Below are 20,506 nucleotides of genomic sequence, written 5' to 3'. Positions count from 1 at the left end.
GAGACCGGCTTCGGCTGCTTTACCACCAGGCGTGGGGATTGCTCAGAGCGGCCCCTGTGAATGCCCTTCCGCCATGGCGACAATCACTTTGCGCGGCCCCTCGAATGGCGAACGCGCGTGTGCCGAGAGCATGTTGTCGAGCATCAGCACATCGCCCTCCTGCCAGGGAAAGCTGATCGCGCACTCATCGAGCACCGCGCGAATCTGCGCCAGCACCTCGTCTTCAATCGCCGAGCCATCGCCGTAATAAACGTTACGCGGCAAGTCTTCTTCGTCGACGATATCGAGCAGGCTTTCGCGCACTTCCGCTTGCAGGTTGGAAATATGGAACAAGTGCGCCTGATTGAACCAGACGTTGTCGCCGGTCACAGGATGCACCGCCACCGCCTGACAAGTCTGGCGAGTACGCAACTCACCGTCGTCCTTCCATTCGCAGACAATGCCGTGGGCCTTGCAGTAGGCCTCGACAACCTCGCGATCGTCGGTGTTGAACACGTCTTCCCAAGCCACATCCAAACCGTTGCCGAAGTTGCGCACATACATCAGCCCTTTGCTGACGAAGCGCTCGCGAATCGCCAACGGAATGCGCCGATAAACTTCACGGCTGTCGGCAATCGGCGTCTCGCCGCCGGACTTGGCGGCGATCATGCTGTAGAACCAGATCTTCATCGGCCAGTCGCGGGAATAAGCCTGCTCGTTGTGCAGCGGAATGCTCTGGTGCGCCGGGTATTCGGTGGAGGTGTACACGCCCTGCGTCACGTTGGTGCGCGGCGTCGAACCGAATTCATAGTTCAACAACGGATGGCCAAAACTGGCCGCGAACTGCCGGAACTGTTCGGCACCGTTCAGACGGAAGCCGCGAAACAGCACCCCGCCGTCGCGCAGCAGATGCTCGTCCACCAGTTCTTTCAATTCATCGAACACCACCAACAAGTCAGTGTCCGCATCGGTCGCTTCCACCAACAACGGCAAGCGCCCCCGTTGCGGCAGCAGTGGCCGAACGGAAAATCCCACAGCAACAGCCATGACTGGCCTCCTGTAATCACTCGATAGGTGAACCGCGCGCTAAAACGCCGGTGCCGTAGCCTGCGCATGACGGCGCTGATGGACTTCCAGATGGGTCTTGATCGTGCGAATGACCCGGGCTTCGTGTTCATGAATGAAGAAATGCCCACCGGTCATCATGTCCACGGAAAAACTGCCCAGGGTTTCCTTGCTCCAGCCGATCAGTTGCTCGGTGGTCGCGCGGTCTTCCTTGCCGCCCAGCACGTGCACCGGACAATTGAGCAAGGAACGCTGCGCCGGCGTGAAGCGCCCGCACATCATGAAGTCGGCGCGCAGCACCGGCAGGGTCAGGCTCATCAGTTCTTTGTTAGCCAGCACTTCTTCGCTGGTGCCCTGAAAAGTGCGCAGCTGATCGATCAATTCCTCATCGCTACGCGCTTCGGCAAAGCCGCGATCGTAGTCACTGCGCATCGTTGGCGCAGCAGTACCGGAAGCGAACAACGCCACCGGTTCCGGTACCCCGAGTTCGCGAAAGGCATGCGCCATCTCGCACGCTAGCAGCGCGCCGAGGCTATGCCCGAACAGTGCGTAAGGCGTCTGCAAGCCAGCCTTGTGCTCGCGGGCCAGTTGCCGGGCCAGCGCACGCATGTCGATTTGCAGGGGTTCGTCGAAACGGGCACCGCGCCCGGGCAGCTCCACCGGTTGCAAGTGCAGCCACGACGGCAGTTGGCGCCGCCAGCGGCTATAGACCATGGCGCTGGCGCCCGAATAGGGCAGGCACAGCAGTGTCAGCTTTGTCACCGCGTTTACCTCAATAGGGTTATCTGTAAAAGAGAACGGATGAGATAGCGCGGGAATTAGTCGGTTAGCCGATCACTTCAGATGACGGAAACTCTGCACCGCCGATGCGAGGACTACCGCCCCGGCTGCAATCGCCAGCCAGAAGCCGCTGCGCGCGCCGAAGGCATCGACCAGCGCACCTGCGCCGGCGGCGCCCACCGCCACGCCGATACTCAAACCGGTCACCAGCCAGGTCAGGCCTTCAGTGAGCTTGGCCGGCGGTACGATGCGCTCGATCAACGCCATCGCCACAATCAGCGTCGGTGAGAAGAACAGCCCGGCGACGAACACCGCCACCGACAATCCAACAATATTGCTCGCCAGCAACAGCGGCAATGTGGTCACCGCCGTCGCCACTCCACCGTACAAAAACAGCTGCGGCAACGGCAGCTTCGAGCGCATCGCACCGAACGCGATACCGGACAGGAAAGAACCGATTCCGTACACCGACAATACGATGCTCGCCGCCGCCGGCTGCCCCTGTTGCTGGGCGAACGCGACGCTGACCACATCAATCACACCGACGATGACGCCCATGGCGGTCATCAACAACAGCAGCCATTGCATGTCCGTGGAGCGAATGATCGAGCCTTGATGGTGTGGCTCATGCGGATGCACCGAGGGCTCCGTGCTGCGCTGGGCGACAAACGCGGTGACGCCGACCGCCAGCATCAACAGTCCCGCCAGTGGTCCGGCCTCGGGAAACAGCGTCACGCACAGCCCCACCGACAGCGGCGCACCGACGATAAAGCAGACTTCATCGAGTACTGACTCCAACGCATAAGCCGTCTGTAACTGCGGCTGGCCACGATAGATCTCCGTCCAGCGCGCCCGCACCATCGCCGACATGCTCGGCATGCACCCGGCCAGTGCGGCAAAGATAAACAGCGTCCAGTTCGGCGCCTGCAACCGCGTGCACAGCAGCAACAGCAGCAGCGCCCCGCCGCCGATCAATGCCGATACCGGCAGAATGCGTCGCTGCCCATAACGGTCAACCAGACGCGATACCTGCGGCGCGCAAAACGCTGTGGCCAGGGCAAAGGTTGCCGCCACCGCGCCGGCCAGCGCATACCCGCCCTTCAACTGCGAGAGCATGGTGATCACGCCGATACCGGTCATGGAGATCGGCATGCGCGCGATCATTCCGGCCAGGACAAAATTCCGTGCGCCGGGGGCGTTGAACAATTCGCGGTAGGGGTTTGCCATGGACTGCAGCCTCATCAAGGGCCGCCAAGTTGCCATAGGGTCGGGTGGCGTGGAAGCAGGGAATTGTTGGTGGAATGTGAAGGTGCGAAGCCCCGGGTCGTTTCGCTGAACAGATGGCTCAGTCGCCCCTGCCGGACTGCCGCTGGCAACTGACCAGACCGCCAGAAACCTCCGTCAGACTCTGGATCCAGGATGACCATCTGTCGCAAAGCGCGCAGACCTGTCAGGTCTGACAGGTGCCTTTTTTCGCCAATCGGGCTCTGATGACCCTGCGCTCAACCGCGAAGGAATCGCCGATGCAATCGCCCTGGACTGTCCCGCCGCTATATGGACTTGCCCCTTTTAGAGTCGACCCGTCTCTGGCGGCAGAAGTGGATGATCGCCTCATGCCGTGGATCGAGCAGGTCGGGATTTTTCCAGGCCAGCACAAAAAAGTGCGGGCGATGGGCTTCGGGCGCTTCGCTGTGCTTTGTCATAACGATACGGATGATCCGGACCGCCTGCTGCTGGCGGCGCAATGTTTTGCCGCCCTGTTCGCCGTCGATGATTACTACTGCGATGACGAGAGAACCGGATCTGAACCGAAAATGGTCGGCCCACGCCTGTCCGTGGCGCTGGCAGCGCTGGAACCGGTTTACTTGAGCGAACGGTTCCGCCCCGGCCTTGAGCGGGCATTGAGCGGCGATCCGGTACTGGTCGCTCTGCGCGGGTATCTGGCGCGGGTGGAGTCCTTCGCCACACCTGCACAGGTGGCACGCGTACGCCATGAAATCATCGCCATGTTCGTGACCATGAGCGCCGAAGCGGCCTGGCGCACCGAAGGTCTCACGCCAGCACTTTGGGAATATCTGGCCCACCGTCAGGTCAACAGTTTCCTGCCGTGCCTGTCGTTGATCGACATCATTGCAGGCTACGAACTACCGGCCAATGTGTATAGCGCACCCGACGTGCGACGCGTCACGGCACTGGCCGCCAGCGCTACGATCATTGCCAATGATCTGTTTTCGGCGCTGAAGGAGCAGCAAGCCGGAATCGGTGACTTCAACCTGCCCTTGCTGTTGATCCGCGAACAGCACTGCTCGCCGGAACAAGCAATGGCGCAAAGTGCCGCCATTCACGACGAGATCATGCATTTGTACGAGGCCGCAGAAGAGGCCGTACTGCCGCACGCATCAGCGCCGCTCATACGTTACCTGGGCGGAGTCAAGAGCTGGCTGGCCGGCAATGTGGAATGGCATCGCACCAGTGGGCGCTACCAGGTCTGAAGCTGTCGATCTTTTCATGATTGCAAGATGAACTCTCGCCGCCGCCCGTCAGTCAGCTAAATAGGCCCACTGACCCCAGGCGCGATTTTGCATGCATATTTCCCTCGCCCGACAAACAGCCCTGATCACCGGCGCCAGCTCCGGCATCGGCCACGCGTGCGCCAAAGCCCTGGCCGCTGCCGGCGCGGCGGTGGTCATCAACTACAACCGCCAGGCCGAACCTGCCGAAGCACTGGCCCGGCAAATCATTGCTGACGGTGGGCAGGCCATCGCCATTCGCGCTGATGTCTCCAAGGAAGACGAGGTTGAGCGGCTGTTCTCGGCGGCCATCGATGCCTTCGGTTCGCTGGATATTCTGCTGGCCAACTCGGGTATGCAAAAAGATGCCGCCGCTGTGGACATGACCCTCGACGACTGGAACGCGGTGATCGGCGTCAACCTCACCGGGCAGTTTCTCTGCGCCCGCGCTGCCCTGCGGATTTTCAATCGCCAGGGCGTTCGTGAAGGCGTGTCCCGCGCGGCCGGCAAGATCATCCACATGAGCTCTGTGCACCAGCGCATTCCCTGGGCCGGGCACGTCAATTACGCCGCGTCCAAGGGTGGTGTCGATCAGTTGATGCAGACCCTTGCACAGGAAGTCAGCCACCAACGCATTCGCATCAACGGCATCGCGCCGGGGGCGATTCGCACGGCGATCAATAAAGATGCCACCGAAGGCGCTGCCGGCGAAAAGCTGCTTGATCTGATTCCCTACGGGCGTATCGGCGACGCGCAAGACGTCGCCAACGCCGTGGTCTTTCTCGCCTCGGATGCCGCCGACTACATCGTTGGCACCACCCTGTTCATCGACGGCGGCATGAGCCTCTATCCGGAGTTTCGCGGCAATGGCTGAGCATCACCTGGAACGACAAAGCCCGATCGACGCCCACGGCATCATCGGCGACATGCGCAGTGCGGCACTGATCAACGACCGTGGCAGTGTGGATTTTTTCTGCTGGCCGGAATTCGACAGTCCGTCGATTTTCTGTTCGTTGCTGGACACCCCGGACGCGGGGATTTTCCAGTTGGCGCCGGACTTGCCGGACGCGCGCCGCGAACAGATTTACCTGCCCGACACTAACGTTCTGCAAACCCGCTGGTTGAGTGAGCGCGCGGTGGTCGAAGTCACCGATCTGCTGCCAGTGGCGGACAACGCCGATGACCTGCCGCTGTTGATGCGTCGGGTGCGCGTGGTCAGCGGCGAAGCGACTTTCACCATGCGCTGCGCCGTGCGCCACGATTACGCCCGAGCCGACACCCGAGCTGAGATGGATCAACAAGACGTGACGTTCAGCGCTTCCGGCCAACCGTCACTGCGCCTGGCTTCGGACCAGCCGATGCAGATCGACGCGCAAGCGGCGGTGGCACAATTCACGCTCAAGCAAAATGAAACGGCGGCGTTCATGCTCGGGGCGACCGATGATCCACGATTCGCCGAAGGCGCCGGACACTTGTGCATGGAACGCACATTGAAGTTCTGGCGCGACTGGATCGGTCAGTCGATTTACCGCGGGCGCTGGCGGGAAATGGTCAACCGCTCGGCCCTCGCGTTGAAACTGCTGACCTCACGCAAACACGGCGCGATTCTCGCCGCCGCCACTTTCGGGCTACCGGAAACGCCGGGCGGCGAACGTAACTGGGACTACCGCTACACATGGATCCGCGATGCCTCGTTCACGGTGTACGCGTTCATGCGCCTGGGCTTTGTCGGCGAGGCCAACGCCTATATGGGCTGGCTGCGCGGACGGGTCAGCGACTGCTGCGGCAAGCCGATGAAGTTGAACATTCTGTACGCCATCGATGGTCGTCAGGAATTGCCGGAAACCGAGCTGTCGCACTTGTCCGGTCACGGCGGTGCGCAACCGGTGCGCATCGGCAACGGCGCTTACGATCAGATTCAGCTGGATATCTTCGGCGAGCTGATGGATGCGGTGTATCTGGTCAACAAGTACGGCGACGCGATTTCCCATGAAGGCTGGAAACATGTGCGCGAAGTGGTCGATCAAGTCTGTGAAACGTGGCAGACCGCCGATGTCGGCATTTGGGAAATGCGCGGTGAGCAGCATCACTTCCTGCACTCACGGCTGATGTGCTGGGTAGCGCTGGACCGGGCGATTCGCTTGGCCTCGAAACGCTCGTTACCGGCACCGTTTGCGCAATGGGACTCGACCCGGCAGGCGATCTACGCCGACATCTGGGACAACTTCTGGAATGAGGAGCGCGGGCATTTCGTCCAGTACAAGGGCGGCACCGCGCTGGATGGCTCGATGTTGTTGATGCCGTTGGTGCGTTTCGTCAGCGCCAAGGATCCGCGCTGGCTGTCGACCCTTGCGGCCATCGAAAAGACCTTGGTGCGCGACGGCATGGTTTATCGCTATCGCAATGACGACAGCAATATCGATGGCCTGACCGGCACTGAAGGCGCCTTCGCCGCGTGTTCGTTCTGGTATGTCGAATGCCTGGCTCGCGCGGGGCAGGTTGAAAAAGCCCATCTGGAGTTTGAGCAATTGCTGCGCTATGCCAATCCGCTGGGTCTCTACGCCGAAGAGTTCGACGCCCATGGCCGGCACTTGGGTAATACCCCGCAAGCCTTGACGCATCTGGCGTTGATCAGTGCGGCGAGTTTTCTCGACCGCAAGCTGAGTGGGGAAAAGAGTTACTGGCAGCCGTAATTGTCACCAAAGGCTGTAGGAAATAGTCTGCATCAACAGCCAATTGTAGGACTGACACCTACGCAAAAGCAGGCTCACTCCCACCCCCTATGGCGAGGGAGCTTGCTCCCGCCGGGGCGCGAAGCGGCCCTGAAATCTGCCTCCCCAAGCCCACTGAAGCACCGGGTTGCCTGACTTTGCGCCTGCTGCACAGCCGAGCGGGAGCAAGCTCCCTCAGCACAGTTTTCAACTGCCGTAAGACTACAAATGGTCAACATCCTCCGAACCGTGCCTGCCCTGCAACTCGCAGTCACACCCGGAAATACCCTGTTGCCAGCTGTTACATCCACCCCTACCATCCACCGCAACGGGCACAGCGGAGCTGTCCAATAAAACCCGAATTCAAGGAACCAGAATGTCCCAGCACGTCCAGCGCACCATCGACACGCCGCTTCGCAGCGGCCTGACCCGCACCCAACTCTGGGAAGCCGCGGACAAAGGCCTGATCAAGTGCTGGGAAATCGGCCGCCAGCGCGCCACCCGCTTCCCCGACCTCGCGCAAAAATGTCTCGCCGGCGAACTGCCCGTGCTCGGCTGGAAAGGTGGCGTGAGCCGCAGCCTGAAGAAAAACGAGAAATATGGCTCGCTGAAGTATCTGGCGCAGTGGCAAGGCTTGCGCGGTGAGGATCTGGATATTGATCTGAGCGAAGAACGCTCGTTGACCTGCTCGCGAACGAAGATGCGGGTGACGTTTACCCCGGATCGAACGAAGTATTTCAATCAGGTGGCGGAAGCTGAGGTTTAAGGAGAAACAGCGATGGTCGATTTGCATCAGGAATTTCAAAACAGCCGTTTCTTTCACGAAGCGCGGATTGACAGGCGTTCGGCCGACGCACTGGCAGGGGTCGCTGCCGGGCTAGCCGCTGATGGCAAGATCAATCAGCAGGAAGCCGAGTTTCTCAAGACCTGGATCGAAACCCACTTGGTTCACTTGGGGGATCCGGTGGTAAATATTCTCTACAAGCGTCTTGAGGGCATGCTTAGCGACGGTGTATTGGATGCCGATGAATCGGTGGAACTGCTGGAGATTCTTCATCAGTTCGCCGGCCTGCCAGTGGGCGCAGCACAAACCTTCAGTGTGCCCAACAGCCTGCCGCTCGATAGTCCAGCCCCAACTCTGGACTGTGCCAATCGTGTTTTTCTGTTTACCGGTGTTATGGCTTACGGGCCGCGCAAAGCGTGTGAATCGCTGATCGTAGAACGCGGCGGAATGATAGGTGCAGGTGTCAGCAAGAAAATCCATTATCTAGTGATCGGCAGCATCGGCAATGAACAGTGGCTGCACAGCAGCTATGGTACGAAGATCAAAAAAGCCGTTGAGCTGAGAGACAGCGGCGTGCCAATCGCCATCATCAGTGAAGATCATTGGCAGAAGGTGCTGTTCGGATAACAGGAGCCAGGTATGAGTGGAAAAGCGATTCTGTTCTGCAAAACCGCTAGCCTGACCATTGCCTATGAAGCGCATGGCCCGGAAACCGGTGTGCCGGTGATCCTCCTTCATGGCTTCCCCTATTCCCCTCGCGCTTACGATGAAATCGCGCCGCTCCTCGCCGCTCAGGGTTACCGAGTCATCGTTCCGTACCTGCGCGGCTATGGGCAGACTCGCTTCAACGATGCACAAACACTGCGCTCAGGCCAGCAAGCCGCACTCGCTCAGGATTTGTTGAATTTGATGGATGCACTCTCCATCGAACAAGCCACGCTCTGCGGGTATGACTGGGGTGGTCGCGCGGCATGCATCGTCGCGGCGTTATTTCCGGAACGAGTGCGCGGCTTGGTGACCGGTGATGGCTACAACCTGCAGGACATCCCCAACTCGATTCGACCGCTGGATCCCGAGACCGAGCATCGGTTCTGGTATCAGTATTACTTCCACACGCCACGTGGCGTTGAGGGCCTGAAGCACAATCGTCGGGAGTTTTGTGAGCTGCTCTGGAGGCTTTGGTCTCCGACCTGGTCGCACGCTGCCAAGCGTTTTCCCCTGACCGCGCCTGCCTTCGACAACCCTGATTTCGTTGACGTGGTGACCCACTCCTATCGCCACCGCTTCATGTATGTCGCGGGAGATCCGGCGTTTGAGTTGATGGAAGATTTGCTAATTCGGCAACCGACCATTGGCGTGCCGACCATTTCTTTGTGCGGTGCCGACGACGGTGTCGGCCCTGCGCCACAAGAGGATGAAGACGCAGAGCATTTCACCGGTTTTTATGAGCGGCGTGTGTTGCCCGATGTCGGCCATAACATTCCCGAGGAAGCTCCTGAACAAACCCTCAAGGCATTACTGGATCTGTTGCAGCGCTGACCGAAAACCGCTCCCGATAAGCCTGCGGCGTCACCCCGATAGCCCGCAGGAAACTTCGGCGCAAGGTCTCTTCACTGCCAAACCCGCAATTGGCGGCGATGCGTTTGACCGGCAAACCGGTGTCACTGAGCAATCGCCGGGCGGTTTCGACGCGAATCAATTCGATCGCCCGCGCCGGGGTCTGGCCGGTGTCGGCGCGGTAGTGGCGGACGAAACTGCGTTCGCTCATGCCGGCTTGTTCTGCGAGGGTCGGGATGCCGAGGTCGCAGGTGAGGTTTTCGGCGATCCACGCGTGCAGTTCATCAAAGCGATTGCCCTGATTCTGCAAGGATAAGGTCACGCTGAATTGCGATTGCCCGCCTGGGCGTTTCAGAAACACCACGAGGTGCCGGGCGACATCCAGGGCGATGTCGCTGCCCAGATCCTCTTCAACCATGGCCAAGGCCAGATCGATGCCGGCCGTGACTCCCGCCGACGTCCAGATCGGGCCGTCATTGATGAAAATCGGATTGGCCTCAACGTGCAGATTCGGATGTTGCTGCGCCAGTTGTTCGCATCGCGTCCAGTGTGTGACCACGCGACGGCCATCGAGCCAACCGCTTGCCGCCAACAGAAATGCCCCCGTACACACGGAGGCCACGCGTCGACATTTGCCCGCGTGTTCGCGCACCCAATCCACCAACAGCACATCTTCGGCCGCCGGATAAATGCCCCAGCCACCGGCGATGATCAACGTGTCGCTGGGCGCTTCGGGCAACGGTTCGGCCAACACCGCCAGACCCGCCGACGACATCACCGCCCCGCCGCCGCTGGCAATCACGCTCGGCGCATACGGGATCGGCAAGCCGCGCTGACGGGCGATGTCGTTGGCCGAGGCGAACACCTGCAAGGGGCCGGTGACGTCGAGGATCTGCATGTTGGCAAACGCGAGTACGTGGATGGCTTTGGGCATTTGGCGTAATTCGTGGGGTGATTGGCGTATGCGCCAGAACCTACGCGCCTACAGTGAAGCCGTCCAGCCCTTTTCATGGAGTAAGAACGATGACGTTGCAGATCGGTTTTCTGTTGTTTCCGCAGGTTCAGCAACTCGACCTGACCGGGCCGTATGACGTGCTCGCCTCGCTGCCGGGCGTGCAGGTGCACTTGATCTGGAAGGATCTGATGCCGGTCACCGCCAGCACCGGACTGCTGCTGAAACCGACCACCACGTTTGAGGATTGCCCGGATCTGGATGTGATCTGTGTACCGGGTGGTGGTGGCGTCGGCGCGCTGATGGAAGATGAGCTGACGCTGGCTTTCATCAAGCGTCAGGCTGCGCAGGCGAAGTACGTGACATCGGTGTGCACCGGTTCGCTGGTGCTCGGCGCGGCGGGTCTGCTGCAAGGCAAACGGGCGACCACGCATTGGGCGTATCACGATCTGCTGCCGACGCTGGGGGCGATCGCGGTGAAGGATCGGGTGGTGCGTGACGGCAATCTGTTTACCGGCGGCGGGATCACGGCGGGGATTGATTTTGCGCTGGTGCTGGCTGAAGAGTTGGTGGGTGCCGACGCGGCGCAGCTGATCCAGTTGCAATTGGAATATGCCCCGGCACCGCCGTTCAACGCGGGTAGCCCGGAGACTGCGCCGAGTGAGATTGTCGATGAAGCACGTTTGCGTGCAGCGCCATCGCTGAAGCTGCGCACGGAAATCACCGAGCGTGCGGCGGCGAAACTTAACTTGCGCTAGATCCCACGCCAAACGCAAAACCCTTTCTGCAATACCAATCCCCTGTGGGAGCGAGCTTGCTCGCGAATGCGGTGTATCAGTCGAAACAACTATTGCCTGTCACACCGCTTTCGCGAGCAAGCTCGCTCCCACATTGGGATTTATGTTTGGCCAACGGTATTGGAGTTGTCCCGGTTTGCCGCCACACCTTCACTTGTCCCCCGCCGCTCGTCCGTGTAGAAAGCCCTTCCACAAATTTGCACAGGGACTTTCGATGAAGGCTTTGCCATGGCTCTATCTGGCGCTTCTCAGCCTCGGTTACGGATGGGCGCTGAGTTACGGCCACCTCGGCTGGCTGGCGCTGATTTCCATTGGGCTGCTGGTGTTCGCAGGTTTCGCCGTGCATCTGCAGAAAGTGCCGGTCGCACGTTTTCTCGGCCATGGCCTGTTCATCGTGCTGGCCGTGGCGTTGGCATTGCACTGGCTACCGGGTTTCGCCAACGGTCGCGCCATTGATCCGCAACGCTTCACCGACAACGCCGTGCCGTTCGCGATGTACCTGAACCTCGACAAACCGCTGGTTGGCTTCTGGTTGTTGCTGGTGTGCCCGTGGATTGTCGGGCGACGTTCGTTGCGCCTGAGCGTCTACGCCACCGCCCTCGCCCTGACGCTGAGCGCGGTTCTTGCCATTGGCGGCGCGCTGTTGCTGGGCGTGATCGCCTGGGCACCGAAGTGGCCTGATCAAGCGTGGCTGTGGGTGCTGAACAATCTGCTGCTGGTGACCTTGGTCGAGGAAGCGCTGTTTCGCGGCTATATACAGGGCGGCCTCAGTCAGCGTTTCAAACACCTGCCTTACGGTGAAAACCTTGCCCTGCTGCTGGCCTCGTTGCTGTTCGGTCTGGTGCATGTCGGTGCGGGCTGGACCTGGGTGTTGCTGGCGGGTCTGGCGGGTGTCGGCTATGGTCTGGCCTACCGTTTTGGCGGGCTCGGCGCGGCGATCGCCACACATTTCGGGCTGAACCTGCTGCATTTTGGTTTGTTCACTTATCCGATGCTCGCCGGCTGAAGCAAGCGCCGTTTTGCGACGCCGTGCTGATTATTGAAAAAAAATTTCAATAAAAAGCTGTCACCGCCGACAACCTTTCAAAGCCTTGCGGATTGAAAAACCATGCGTAACAACCAGCCCATTACACAACGCGAACGGACTTTCCCGGCTCAGCAGCGGTTGATTTCCACAACCGACGCCAAGGGCGTGATCACCTACTGCAACGACGCTTTCGTCGAGATCAGCGGGTTTTCGCGTGAGGAACTGATCCGTGCGCCGCACAACCTGGTCCGTCACCCAGACGTACCGGCGGCGGTGTTTTCGCACATGTGGGGCACATTGAAACAAGGCTTGCCATGGATGGGCATTGTCAAGAATCGCTGCAAATCCGGTGACCACTACTGGGTGAACGCCTATGTGACTCCGGTGTTCGACGGCAATCAGGTGGTCGGTTACGAGTCGGTGCGGATCAAACCCACCGCCGAACAGATCCGCCGCGCCGAAGCGCTCTACCAACGCATCAACCAGGGCAAGTCGGCGATCCCGTCCACCGATAAATGGCTGCCGGTGCTGCAAGACTGGCTGCCGTTCATTCTGGTCAGCCAACTGAGCTTCGTGATCGGCGCGACGCTGAACTCGCACTGGGGCTTCGCCCTCGCTGCCGGTTTGTCGGTGCCGCTGGGCCTGATGGGCCTGCAATGGCAGCAACGCGGGCTGAAACGCCTGCTGCGCCTGGCCGAGCAGACCACTTCCGACCCGCTGATCGCGCAGATGTACACCGACAGCCGTGGCGCCCAGGCGCGTCTGGAAATGTCGATCCTCAGCCAGGAAGCACGCCTGAAAACCTGCCTGACCCGTCTGCAGGACACCGCCGAACACCTGACCGATCAGGCCAAGCAGTCCGACGTCCTGGCGCACAACAGTTCCAGCGGCCTGGAACGTCAGCGCGTGGAAACCGAACAGGTCGCCACCGCCGTCAACCAGATGGCCGCGACCACTCAGGAAGTGGCGAGCCATGTCCAGCGCACCGCTGACGCCACTCAGGAAGCCAATCGCCTGACCGGTCGCGGCCGTGACATCGCCGGCGAAACCCGCGAAGCCATTCAGCGTCTGTCTGTAGTCGTCGGGGAAACCGGCCTGACCGTGACGCAACTGGCCAAGGACAGTGACGAAATCGGCGGCGTGGTTGATGTGATCAAAGGCATCGCCGACCAGACCAACCTGCTCGCGCTCAACGCCGCCATCGAGGCAGCCCGTGCTGGCGAGATGGGCCGTGGTTTTGCCGTGGTGGCTGACGAAGTGCGTCAACTGGCGCAACGCACCAGCGAATCGACCGGGCAGATTCATGCCCTGATCGCCAAGTTGCAGCAGACGGCTTCGAGTGCCGTGCAAACCATGGAAGCCGGGCATCGCCAGGCTGAAGAAGGTGTAGCGCGGGTGCTGGAAGCGGATCAGGCGTTGGTCGGTATCAGTGAAGCGGTGGCCAACATCACCGACATGACCACGCAGATTGCTGCAGCGACGGAAGAGCAAAGTGCGGTGGCTGAAGAGATCAGCCGCAACATCAGCAATATTTCGGAACTGGCGGATCAGACGTCGGAACAGGCGCATAACTCGGCGTTGTTGAGTGAAGAGCTGACGAAGACAGCGAATACGCAGTACTCGTTGGTGGAGCGGTTTAACCGCTGATTGAACTGGCGATAACAAAAAACCCGGAAAGCGAGAGCTTCCGGGTTTTTTGTTGCCTGTCTGAAATAGACGTTGTTTGGCAGGCCGCTTTCGCGAGCAGGCTCGCTCCCACATTGGAACTGCTCGGGACCACAGTTTTGTGTCCGACGACAATCCCCTGTGGGAACGAGCCTGCTCGCGAAGAGGCCTTCTCTGCCAACGACGATCTCACTCAAGCAATGCAGAAACTGCCTACAGCTTCGCCAGAGTGCACCGACTGGTGCTCGTTGATGCCAGGTTCTATCGTTTGCCGGTCGCTACTCAATCACGCAGACCGGCAAGCATGAATAAAATCTCCGTCCGAAAACCCGCAAAACAGAAAACTTGTGATGACCTGACATTCCTTGATGTTCGGCAAGCCGCGCGTGATGGCCAGAAATTGTTCGATAAATTTTTGATCACTGGCAGGCTACACACTGCAAAGTAAATTAAAAGATCGCAGCCTTCGGCAGCTATTACACCGATCACGGTAGGAGCTGCCGAAGGCTGCGATCTTTTGATCGTGGAAGCCCGGAAAGCGAAAGCATTCGGGCTTTTTTATCACCTGTCTGAAATTGATGTCGCTTGTCATACCGTCATCGCGAGCAGGCTCACTCCTACATTGGATCTGCGGTGGTCATAGATTATGTGCCCGACAACAATCCCCTGTGGGAGCGAGCCTGCTCGCGATGAGGCCATAACAGCCAGCGAAATTACTGAGGCAACTTCAGCTTATCCAGCAGTCGATTGACCAACAGCTCGTTGAGCATGATCACCTGTTGCAGCGCCAGCAGCGGTTTGCGCTCCGGGCCGCCTATTGAGTTGGCGATATTACCGACCATGGCATGGGCGTATGAAAGCGACTCGCTCGCCTCGACCAGCAGGGTTTCGTCATCCAGCGTGGGGTCGACGAGATAGACCGGACGAAACTTGGGCGAGCTCGGTGGAGCCCCCAGTGCTTCGGGTCTGAGGTAATAGTCGAGGGCGCGGTCGGTTGCTTCTTTGATCTTTTGCGGGCTGAGCGCTGGGTCGTGGGGGATTGGATCAGTGGGTGGTGGGTTTGGTGTGATTTTGAACATAGATAAAGCTCCAATTTGAAAAAACGGGAGCCATCACCCTCGCTACCAAACGGCGGGTGGCGGCCATGCGCGGGTTGGTAGACCGGTCAAATTGGGTAACCCGGCGCTCACAGAGGAGCCCCACGCATGCCCACCATACAAAGCCATATCTCAAAAAGGAGACAGCATCGACAGTGTCGCAACAACGACAATTTAAGGCGGGCTACCAAACCCGATCACTGTTTTTCAGTGACAAGGAAACGATATAGCCCGGCCTGTAGTCGTGTAAGCCGGCGGATTCTGGCGTACGCGTAGGTAACGGCGCAAGGTGTTGTAGGCCCCGAGGCGTAACGGGTTGTGTAATTTAAACGTGCTCACAAAATCACGTTTGTGCAAGGGAAATGCCGGACAGTGAGCGCTTCCAGTTCTTTATCGTGTCAGCGAAATTGCCCCTCACCCTAACCCTCTCCCAGAGGGAGAGGGGACTGACCGCATGGAATGGAAGAGATACGCCGACGTGCGATAACAAGTCGAACTCAGATTCTGAAACAGATCAAAAGCCCCTCACCCTAGCCCTCTTCCCGAGGGAGAGGGGACTGATCGCGGTGTTTGGGAGAGGTACGCCGACGTGCAATAGTGCGTTGAACTCAGGCTTTGAAAAGCCCAAAAATCGGCTCCCTCTCCCTCGGGAGAGGGCTGGGGTGAGGGGCGAGAACACCACAAAAACCAAAGCCAAGCGCGCCGTGCTCTTCACCACTCAATAGGCCGAGTGTCAGCTCGCCTGCTTTTGATCTTGATCCACGAGCGACGTCGGAAGGCTGAGTGGAGGGATTGATCCGGGCGTGGGAGCGCAGCGACCGTTTGGCGAAGCCAAACACAGCGGGAGTAGGTGCAGCGAAGCAAACCGGAGACGCTGCGCCCGGATCGATCCCGGAGCGAAGGGACCCCGAGCTTTAGCGAGTGGGCCGCACGTAGGAGCAAGCGTTTTTGGTTACTTTTTCGGCGTCTGGAAAAAGTGACCCGCCGTAAGGGCGGAACCCTGAGCGGCCGTTACCGCAGCAACAGATATGCACTCAGATCGAAAAATGGGTCGCGTTCAAGATCTACCCCCTCACCCCAGCCCTCTCCCCCAAGGGGGCGAGGGGAAAGGGAGCAGATCTTCATGCAGTTCAAAATCTCAGCCCGGCTCGGTCACTTGCTGAGAAACTCGGATACTTTCTGCGCGGCGCTCGCCAAATGCTGTTCATGGGTAAACCCGGAAACCTTTAATGGCTTGAGGTCATGATCTCCAGCCGTTAGCCACGTCACCTCAATACTCGGTGACAAGGTGTAAGCCTCAACCGCCTCCCGATTGCCCAGCGCATCCCGCTCCCCCTGCACAATCAAAGTCCGCGTCTGCAAAGAAGCCAAATGCTCAACCCGCGGTTTCTCCGGTTTACCCACTGCATAAAACGGATAGCCCAAACACACCAACGCATCAACGCCCAATTCGTCAGCCAAAAGACTCGCCATCCGCCCGCCCATGGACTTGCCGCCGATCCCCAGCGGCCCAGCGACATGACGTCGCACTTCGGCAAACACTTCGCGCCAGCATTCCTGCAGTTTCGCAGCAGGATTCGGCGGCCGCTTCACCCCATCCACCCGCCGCTGCGCCATATACGCAAACTCAAACCGCAACACATTCACCCCAAGCCCGGCAAGGCGCCCAGCCATGTCGTTCATCCAATCGCTATCCATCGGCGCCCCCGCCCCGTGAGCAAGGATCAACGTCGCCGCAGCCTCTCCATCAGCAGCATCCCAAAGCCACCCATGATCACGCACGCACTGCGCCCATTGATCCCCGTCAATACTGGCCTTGTGCTGTTTGTCCATGCTTGCCTCGCTTTTAGTCTGCCTATAACTCCAGACGAAGGATTCGCCGCGTGTTTTGCGCGCGCTCACTTCGGCTGAACCGTGGATGGGGAACCATGAACACTTCTATCAGTACCGCCTACAACTACAAGGTGGTCCGCCAATTCGCCATTATGACGGTGGTGTGGGGCATCGTCGGCATGGGCCTCGGGGTTTTTCTCGCGGCCCAATTGGTCTGGCCCGAACTCAACTTCAATTTGCCCTGGACCAGTTTCGGCCGTCTGCGCCCGCTGCACACCAACGCGGTGATCTTCGCGTTCGGTGGCTGTGCGCTGTTCGCCAGTTCGTTCTACTCGGTGCAACGCACCTGCCAAACCCAATTGTTTGCGCCGAAAATCGCCGCGTTCTGCTTCTGGGGCTGGCAACTGGTGATCCTGTTGGCGGCGATCAGCCTGCCACTGGGTTACACCAGCTCCAAGGAATACGCCGAGCTGGAATGGCCGATCGACATCCTGATCACCATCGTCTGGGTCGCCTACGCCATCGTGTTCTTCGGCACGATCATGCAGCGCAAGACCAAGCACATCTACGTGGGCAACTGGTTCTTCGGCGCGTTCATCATCACCGTGGCGATTCTGCACATCGTCAACAACCTTGAGTTGCCGGTGAGTTTCACCAAGTCCTACTCGGTGTACGCCGGTGCAACCGACGCGATGGTGCAATGGTGGTACGGCCACAACGCCGTAGGCTTTTTCCTCACCGCCGGTTTCCTCGGGATGATGTACTACTTCGTGCCGAAACAGGCCGAGCGTCCGGTGTATTCGTATCGCCTGTCGATCGTGCACTTCTGGGCATTGATCACCCTGTACATCTGGGCCGGCCCGCACCACTTGCACTACACCGCGCTGCCGGACTGGGCACAGTCGCTGGGCATGGTGATGTCGCTGATTCTGCTGGCACCGAGCTGGGGCGGCATGATCAACGGCATGATGACCCTCTCGGGCGCCTGGCATAAGTTGCGCAGCGACCCGATCCTGCGCTTCCTTGTGGTCTCGCTGGCGTTCTACGGCATGTCGACCTTCGAAGGTCCGATGATGGCGATCAAGACCGTCAACGCCCTCTCCCACTACACCGACTGGACCATCGGCCACGTACACGCCGGCGCTCTCGGCTGGGTAGCGATGATCTCGATCGGCGCGCTGTACCACATGATCCCGAAAATCTTCGGCAAGGCGCAGATGCACAGCGTCGGTTTGATCAACGCGCACTTCTGGCTCGCGACCATCGGCACCGTGCTCTACATCGCCTCGATGTGGGTCAACGGCATCGCCCAAGGCCTGATGTGGCGCGCGGTGAACGAGGACGGCACGCTGACCTACTCCTTCGTCGAAACCCTGGTGGCCAGCCACCCAGGCTTTGTCGTGCGGCTGATTGGTGGGGCGATCTTCCTCAGCGGCATGTTCCTGATGGCTTACAACACCTGGCGCACCGTGCGGGCCTCGCAGCCTGCTGACGTCGTTGCTGCCGCGCAGATGGCCTGAGGAGTCCGCCATGAAACACGAAACGATTGAAAAGAACGTTGGCCTGTTGATGTTGCTCATGGTGTTCGCCGTGAGCATCGGCGGCCTGACCCAGATCGTCCCGCTGTTCTTCCAGGACGTCACCAACAAACCGGTGGAAGGCATGAAGCCCTACACCGCGCTGCAACTGGAAGGCCGCGACATCTACATCCGCGAAGGCTGCGTCGGTTGCCACTCGCAGATGATCCGGCCGTTCCGCGCCGAAACCGAGCGCTACGGGCACTACTCGGTGGCCGGCGAAAGCGTTTGGGATCACCCGTTCCTGTGGGGTTCGAAACGTACCGGTCCGGACCTCGCCCGGGTCGGCGCGCGTTACTCGGATGACTGGCACCGTGCGCACTTGTACAACCCGCGCAACGTTGTGCCGGAATCGAAAATGCCGGCCTACCCGTGGCTGGTCACGCAGGCGGTCGACAGCAGCCACACCGAAACCAAGCTCAAGACCATGCGCACCCTCGGCGTGCCGTACACCGACGACGACATCAGCGGCGCGGTGGCCAGCCTCAAGGGCAAGACCGAAATGGACGCCCTCGTCTCCTACCTGCAAGTGCTCGGCACTGCGATCAAGAGCAAGAGGTGAGCCATGGTCATTGAAATGAGTGCAGGCATGATTCGTGGCCTCGGCACGGTCGTGGTGTTCGTCGCCTTTGTCGGCCTGACCTTGTGGGTTTTCAACCGCAAGCGCACCCCGGAGTTCGCCGAAGCGCGTCTGCTGCCGTTCGCCGACGAGCTGCAACCCGACACAACCCCAGTAAATGAGACAAGGAGTACCCGGCCATGACCACCTTCTGGAGTACGTGGATCTGCGTACTGACCATCGGCAGCCTGATCGGCCTGACATGGCTGCTGATCGGCACCCGCCGGGGCGAGACCAAGGGCAGCGTCGACCAGACCATGGGCCACAGCTTCGACGGCATCGAGGAGTACGACAACCCGCTGCCGCAGTGGTGGTTCATGCTGTTCGCCGGCACGCTGGTGTTTTCCGTGGGCTATCTGATCCTCTATCCGGGCCTGGGCAACTGGAAAGGCATCCTGCCGGGTTACGAGGATGGCTGGACCGGCGTGCACGAGTGGGAAAAGGAAATGAACAAGGCCGACGCCAAATTCGGGCCGATCTTCGCCAAGTTCGCCGCCATGCCGCTGGAAGAAGTGGCGAAGGACCCACAGGCGCTGAAAATGGGTGGCCGCTTGTTCGCCTCCAACTGTTCGGTGTGCCACGGTTCCGATGCCAAAGGCGCGTTCGGTTTCCCTAACCTTGCCGACAGCGACTGGCGCTGGGGCGGCGACGCCGACACCATCAAGACCACCATCATGGGTGGCCGGATGGCGGCGATGCCGGCCTGGGGCGAAGTGTTGGGCGAAGCCGGGGTGAAGAACGTGGCCGCTTATGTGCGTCACGAACTGGCCGGTTTGCCATTGCCAGCCGACAACAAGGCTGACCTGCAAGCCGGACAGCAAGCGTTCAGCATTACTTGCGTGGCCTGTCATGGGGCGACCGGCCAAGGTACTGAAGCCATGGGCGCGCCGAATCTGACGCACCCGGCCGGGTTTATCTATGGCACCAGCCTGACCCAACTCGAGCAGACCATTCGCCATGGTCGCCAGGGTCACATGCCGGCGCAGAACGAGCTGTTGGGCAACGATAAAGTGCAATTGCTTGCCGCTTATGTGTACAGCCTGTCACATGGATTGAATACAGAAAAACTTATTACTGAAGACAACAAGAAGTAATCATTGCGTACACATCTGCCGCACCATTCTCGGTGCGGCAGCATCCAGCCCCTTTGCGACGCATTGTCGCACCCCTTCACACCCTCTCCTTTCGGTTCCTCTGATTCGGGTCTACGCTTGCTCGATGCGGACTGGCTTGTGCCGGTTCCAGGTCAACGCTGACTGCTGTGTTCCGCGAACCGGCTGACTGATGTGGCCGCAAACGCCGGTAGATACCGGCTGTCGTGCCATTTACCGTCCGTCACCCGAACTGAGCGTTTGAACACACTCCGTTACAAGCGACCTGAACCCCTCGCTTTTTTCGTCCGCTGCGACATTTTGTCCGAGGCCAATTTTGTCCTTACGCGGCGCATGGAAAGGCCGCAGAATCAGCGTTGGAAAGCATTGACCCAGGTCATGGCGCGTTGCAATGACCCCCTGCTCTCTGCATACTTGCGGCCGATTTTAATCCTAATAAAA

The 20,506-nt window shown here is 59.8% G+C and carries 19 protein-coding genes; 13 read left to right on the top strand and 6 right to left on the bottom strand.

Annotated elements, in window-relative coordinates; translation table 11 throughout:
• Positions 1-42: 42 nt before the first annotated feature.
• The 3 genes from BMY54_RS10670 to BMY54_RS10660 all read right to left on the bottom strand — a co-directional run bounded on the left by BMY54_RS10670 (position 43) and on the right by BMY54_RS10660 (position 3,051).
• Positions 43-1,026 (bottom strand): TauD/TfdA family dioxygenase, encoded by a 984-nt coding sequence (locus BMY54_RS10670; protein WP_093431930.1) that lies wholly within the window; start codon positions 1,024-1,026, stop codon positions 43-45.
• A gap of 39 nt (positions 1,027-1,065) precedes the next feature.
• Positions 1,066-1,806 (bottom strand): thioesterase II family protein, encoded by a 741-nt coding sequence (locus BMY54_RS10665; protein ID WP_093431927.1) that lies wholly within the window; start codon positions 1,804-1,806, stop codon positions 1,066-1,068.
• A 72-nt stretch (positions 1,807-1,878) separates the two neighbouring features.
• On the bottom strand, positions 1,879-3,051 hold the full coding sequence (locus tag BMY54_RS10660) for an MFS transporter (protein ID WP_093431924.1): 1,173 nt from the start codon (positions 3,049-3,051) through the stop codon (positions 1,879-1,881).
• Positions 3,052-3,314: 263 nt separating this feature from the next.
• Between BMY54_RS10660 and BMY54_RS10655 the strand changes: the two genes are divergently transcribed.
• The 6 genes from BMY54_RS10655 (at position 3,315) to BMY54_RS10630 (ending at position 9,368) form a co-directional block, all read left to right on the top strand.
• On the top strand, positions 3,315-4,316 hold the full coding sequence (locus tag BMY54_RS10655) for a family 2 encapsulin nanocompartment cargo protein terpene cyclase (protein WP_305881821.1): 1,002 nt from the start codon (positions 3,315-3,317) through the stop codon (positions 4,314-4,316).
• A 91-nt stretch (positions 4,317-4,407) separates the two neighbouring features.
• Entirely contained in the window at positions 4,408-5,208 is an 801-nt protein-coding gene (locus BMY54_RS10650) for a glucose 1-dehydrogenase (protein ID WP_093431918.1), read from the top strand.
• Positions 5,201-7,027 carry a glycoside hydrolase family 15 protein gene (locus BMY54_RS10645; protein ID WP_093431915.1) on the top strand — a complete coding sequence of 609 codons (1,827 nt, stop codon included), beginning with the start codon at positions 5,201-5,203 and terminating at the stop codon, positions 7,025-7,027. Before BMY54_RS10650 ends, BMY54_RS10645 begins: the two co-directional genes overlap by 8 nt.
• A gap of 394 nt (positions 7,028-7,421) precedes the next feature.
• Positions 7,422-7,811 (top strand): hypothetical protein, encoded by a 390-nt coding sequence (locus BMY54_RS10640; protein ID WP_093431912.1) that lies wholly within the window; start codon positions 7,422-7,424, stop codon positions 7,809-7,811.
• Between the two features lie 12 nt (positions 7,812-7,823).
• Positions 7,824-8,456, top strand: coding sequence for a BRCT domain-containing protein (locus BMY54_RS10635; protein ID WP_093431909.1), 633 nt, complete (start codon positions 7,824-7,826; stop codon positions 8,454-8,456).
• Between the two features lie 12 nt (positions 8,457-8,468).
• Positions 8,469-9,368: an alpha/beta fold hydrolase gene (locus BMY54_RS10630; RefSeq protein ID WP_093431906.1), complete on the top strand. Its 900-nt coding sequence runs from the start codon at positions 8,469-8,471 to the stop codon at positions 9,366-9,368.
• Here BMY54_RS10630 and BMY54_RS10625 read toward each other — a convergent pair.
• Positions 9,337-10,320, bottom strand: coding sequence for a GlxA family transcriptional regulator (locus tag BMY54_RS10625; RefSeq protein WP_093431903.1), 984 nt, complete (start codon positions 10,318-10,320; stop codon positions 9,337-9,339). The genes BMY54_RS10630 and BMY54_RS10625 overlap by 32 nt on opposite strands.
• An 89-nt stretch (positions 10,321-10,409) precedes the next feature.
• Here BMY54_RS10625 and inhA point away from each other — a divergent pair, with 89 nt between their 5' ends.
• The 3 genes from inhA to BMY54_RS10610 all read left to right on the top strand — a co-directional run bounded on the left by inhA (position 10,410) and on the right by BMY54_RS10610 (position 13,809).
• Positions 10,410-11,096 carry an isonitrile hydratase gene (gene inhA / locus BMY54_RS10620; protein ID WP_093431900.1) on the top strand — a complete coding sequence of 229 codons (687 nt, stop codon included), beginning with the start codon at positions 10,410-10,412 and terminating at the stop codon, positions 11,094-11,096.
• Positions 11,097-11,349: 253 nt separating this feature from the next.
• Positions 11,350-12,141 carry a CPBP family intramembrane glutamic endopeptidase gene (locus BMY54_RS10615; RefSeq protein ID WP_093431897.1) on the top strand — a complete coding sequence of 264 codons (792 nt, stop codon included), beginning with the start codon at positions 11,350-11,352 and terminating at the stop codon, positions 12,139-12,141.
• 102 nt (positions 12,142-12,243) lie between these two features.
• Positions 12,244-13,809 carry a methyl-accepting chemotaxis protein gene (locus BMY54_RS10610; protein WP_093431894.1) on the top strand — a complete coding sequence of 522 codons (1,566 nt, stop codon included), beginning with the start codon at positions 12,244-12,246 and terminating at the stop codon, positions 13,807-13,809.
• A 731-nt stretch (positions 13,810-14,540) separates the two neighbouring features.
• Here the strand turns inward: BMY54_RS10610 and BMY54_RS10605 are convergent.
• Positions 14,541-14,906: a DUF6124 family protein gene (locus tag BMY54_RS10605; protein WP_093431891.1), complete on the bottom strand. Its 366-nt coding sequence runs from the start codon at positions 14,904-14,906 to the stop codon at positions 14,541-14,543.
• Positions 14,907-16,076: 1,170 nt separating this feature from the next.
• Positions 16,077-16,757 (bottom strand): alpha/beta family hydrolase, encoded by a 681-nt coding sequence (locus BMY54_RS10595; protein ID WP_093431885.1) that lies wholly within the window; start codon positions 16,755-16,757, stop codon positions 16,077-16,079.
• A 95-nt stretch (positions 16,758-16,852) separates the two neighbouring features.
• Here BMY54_RS10595 and ccoN point away from each other — a divergent pair, with 95 nt between their 5' ends.
• Genes ccoN through ccoP form a run of 4 tightly spaced genes read left to right on the top strand, consistent with a single transcriptional unit; the run spans position 16,853 to position 20,047 of the window.
• Positions 16,853-18,277 (top strand): cytochrome-c oxidase, cbb3-type subunit I, encoded by a 1,425-nt coding sequence (gene ccoN / locus BMY54_RS10590; RefSeq protein WP_008082029.1) that lies wholly within the window; start codon positions 16,853-16,855, stop codon positions 18,275-18,277.
• A 10-nt stretch (positions 18,278-18,287) separates the two neighbouring features.
• Positions 18,288-18,896, top strand: a complete 609-nt coding sequence (gene ccoO / locus BMY54_RS10585; RefSeq protein ID WP_003223389.1) for a cytochrome-c oxidase, cbb3-type subunit II — start codon at positions 18,288-18,290, stop codon at positions 18,894-18,896.
• 3 nt (positions 18,897-18,899) lie between these two features.
• Positions 18,900-19,097: a cbb3-type cytochrome oxidase subunit 3 gene (locus BMY54_RS10580; protein ID WP_093431882.1), complete on the top strand. Its 198-nt coding sequence runs from the start codon at positions 18,900-18,902 to the stop codon at positions 19,095-19,097.
• Positions 19,094-20,047 (top strand): cytochrome-c oxidase, cbb3-type subunit III, encoded by a 954-nt coding sequence (gene ccoP / locus BMY54_RS10575; protein WP_093431879.1) that lies wholly within the window; start codon positions 19,094-19,096, stop codon positions 20,045-20,047. The genes BMY54_RS10580 and ccoP overlap by 4 nt, the downstream gene beginning before the upstream one ends.
• Positions 20,048-20,506: the final 459 nt, after the last annotated feature.

Source organism: Pseudomonas sp. ok266 (assembly GCF_900110195.1).
Classification (GTDB): domain Bacteria; phylum Pseudomonadota; class Gammaproteobacteria; order Pseudomonadales; family Pseudomonadaceae; genus Aquipseudomonas; species Aquipseudomonas neuropathica.
The sequence above is the reverse complement of the archived record's forward strand: the minus strand, read 5'-3'. Positions and strand labels throughout refer to the sequence as shown.

What these genes read in the sequence shown, in the direction of transcription:
- ccoO (WP_003223389.1), top strand. Translation starts at nt 18,288, where the DNA reads ATGAAACACGAAACGATTGAAAAGAACGTTGGCCTGTTGATGTTGCTC.
- BMY54_RS10655 (WP_305881821.1), top strand. Translation starts at nt 3,315, where the DNA reads ATGACCCTGCGCTCAACCGCGAAGGAATCGCCGATGCAATCGCCCTGG.
- BMY54_RS10610 (WP_093431894.1), top strand. Translation starts at nt 12,244, where the DNA reads ATGCGTAACAACCAGCCCATTACACAACGCGAACGGACTTTCCCGGCT.
- BMY54_RS10580 (WP_093431882.1), top strand. Translation starts at nt 18,900, where the DNA reads ATGGTCATTGAAATGAGTGCAGGCATGATTCGTGGCCTCGGCACGGTC.
- BMY54_RS10630 (WP_093431906.1), top strand. Translation starts at nt 8,469, where the DNA reads ATGAGTGGAAAAGCGATTCTGTTCTGCAAAACCGCTAGCCTGACCATT.
- BMY54_RS10595 (WP_093431885.1), bottom strand. Translation starts at nt 16,757, where the DNA reads ATGGACAAACAGCACAAGGCCAGTATTGACGGGGATCAATGGGCGCAG.
- BMY54_RS10635 (WP_093431909.1), top strand. Translation starts at nt 7,824, where the DNA reads ATGGTCGATTTGCATCAGGAATTTCAAAACAGCCGTTTCTTTCACGAA.
- BMY54_RS10670 (WP_093431930.1), bottom strand. Translation starts at nt 1,026, where the DNA reads ATGGCTGTTGCTGTGGGATTTTCCGTTCGGCCACTGCTGCCGCAACGG.
- inhA (WP_093431900.1), top strand. Translation starts at nt 10,410, where the DNA reads ATGACGTTGCAGATCGGTTTTCTGTTGTTTCCGCAGGTTCAGCAACTC.
- ccoP (WP_093431879.1), top strand. Translation starts at nt 19,094, where the DNA reads ATGACCACCTTCTGGAGTACGTGGATCTGCGTACTGACCATCGGCAGC.
- BMY54_RS10615 (WP_093431897.1), top strand. Translation starts at nt 11,350, where the DNA reads ATGAAGGCTTTGCCATGGCTCTATCTGGCGCTTCTCAGCCTCGGTTAC.
- BMY54_RS10625 (WP_093431903.1), bottom strand. Translation starts at nt 10,320, where the DNA reads ATGCCCAAAGCCATCCACGTACTCGCGTTTGCCAACATGCAGATCCTC.
- BMY54_RS10650 (WP_093431918.1), top strand. Translation starts at nt 4,408, where the DNA reads ATGCATATTTCCCTCGCCCGACAAACAGCCCTGATCACCGGCGCCAGC.
- ccoN (WP_008082029.1), top strand. Translation starts at nt 16,853, where the DNA reads ATGAACACTTCTATCAGTACCGCCTACAACTACAAGGTGGTCCGCCAA.
- BMY54_RS10640 (WP_093431912.1), top strand. Translation starts at nt 7,422, where the DNA reads ATGTCCCAGCACGTCCAGCGCACCATCGACACGCCGCTTCGCAGCGGC.
- BMY54_RS10605 (WP_093431891.1), bottom strand. Translation starts at nt 14,906, where the DNA reads ATGTTCAAAATCACACCAAACCCACCACCCACTGATCCAATCCCCCAC.
- BMY54_RS10660 (WP_093431924.1), bottom strand. Translation starts at nt 3,051, where the DNA reads ATGGCAAACCCCTACCGCGAATTGTTCAACGCCCCCGGCGCACGGAAT.
- BMY54_RS10645 (WP_093431915.1), top strand. Translation starts at nt 5,201, where the DNA reads ATGGCTGAGCATCACCTGGAACGACAAAGCCCGATCGACGCCCACGGC.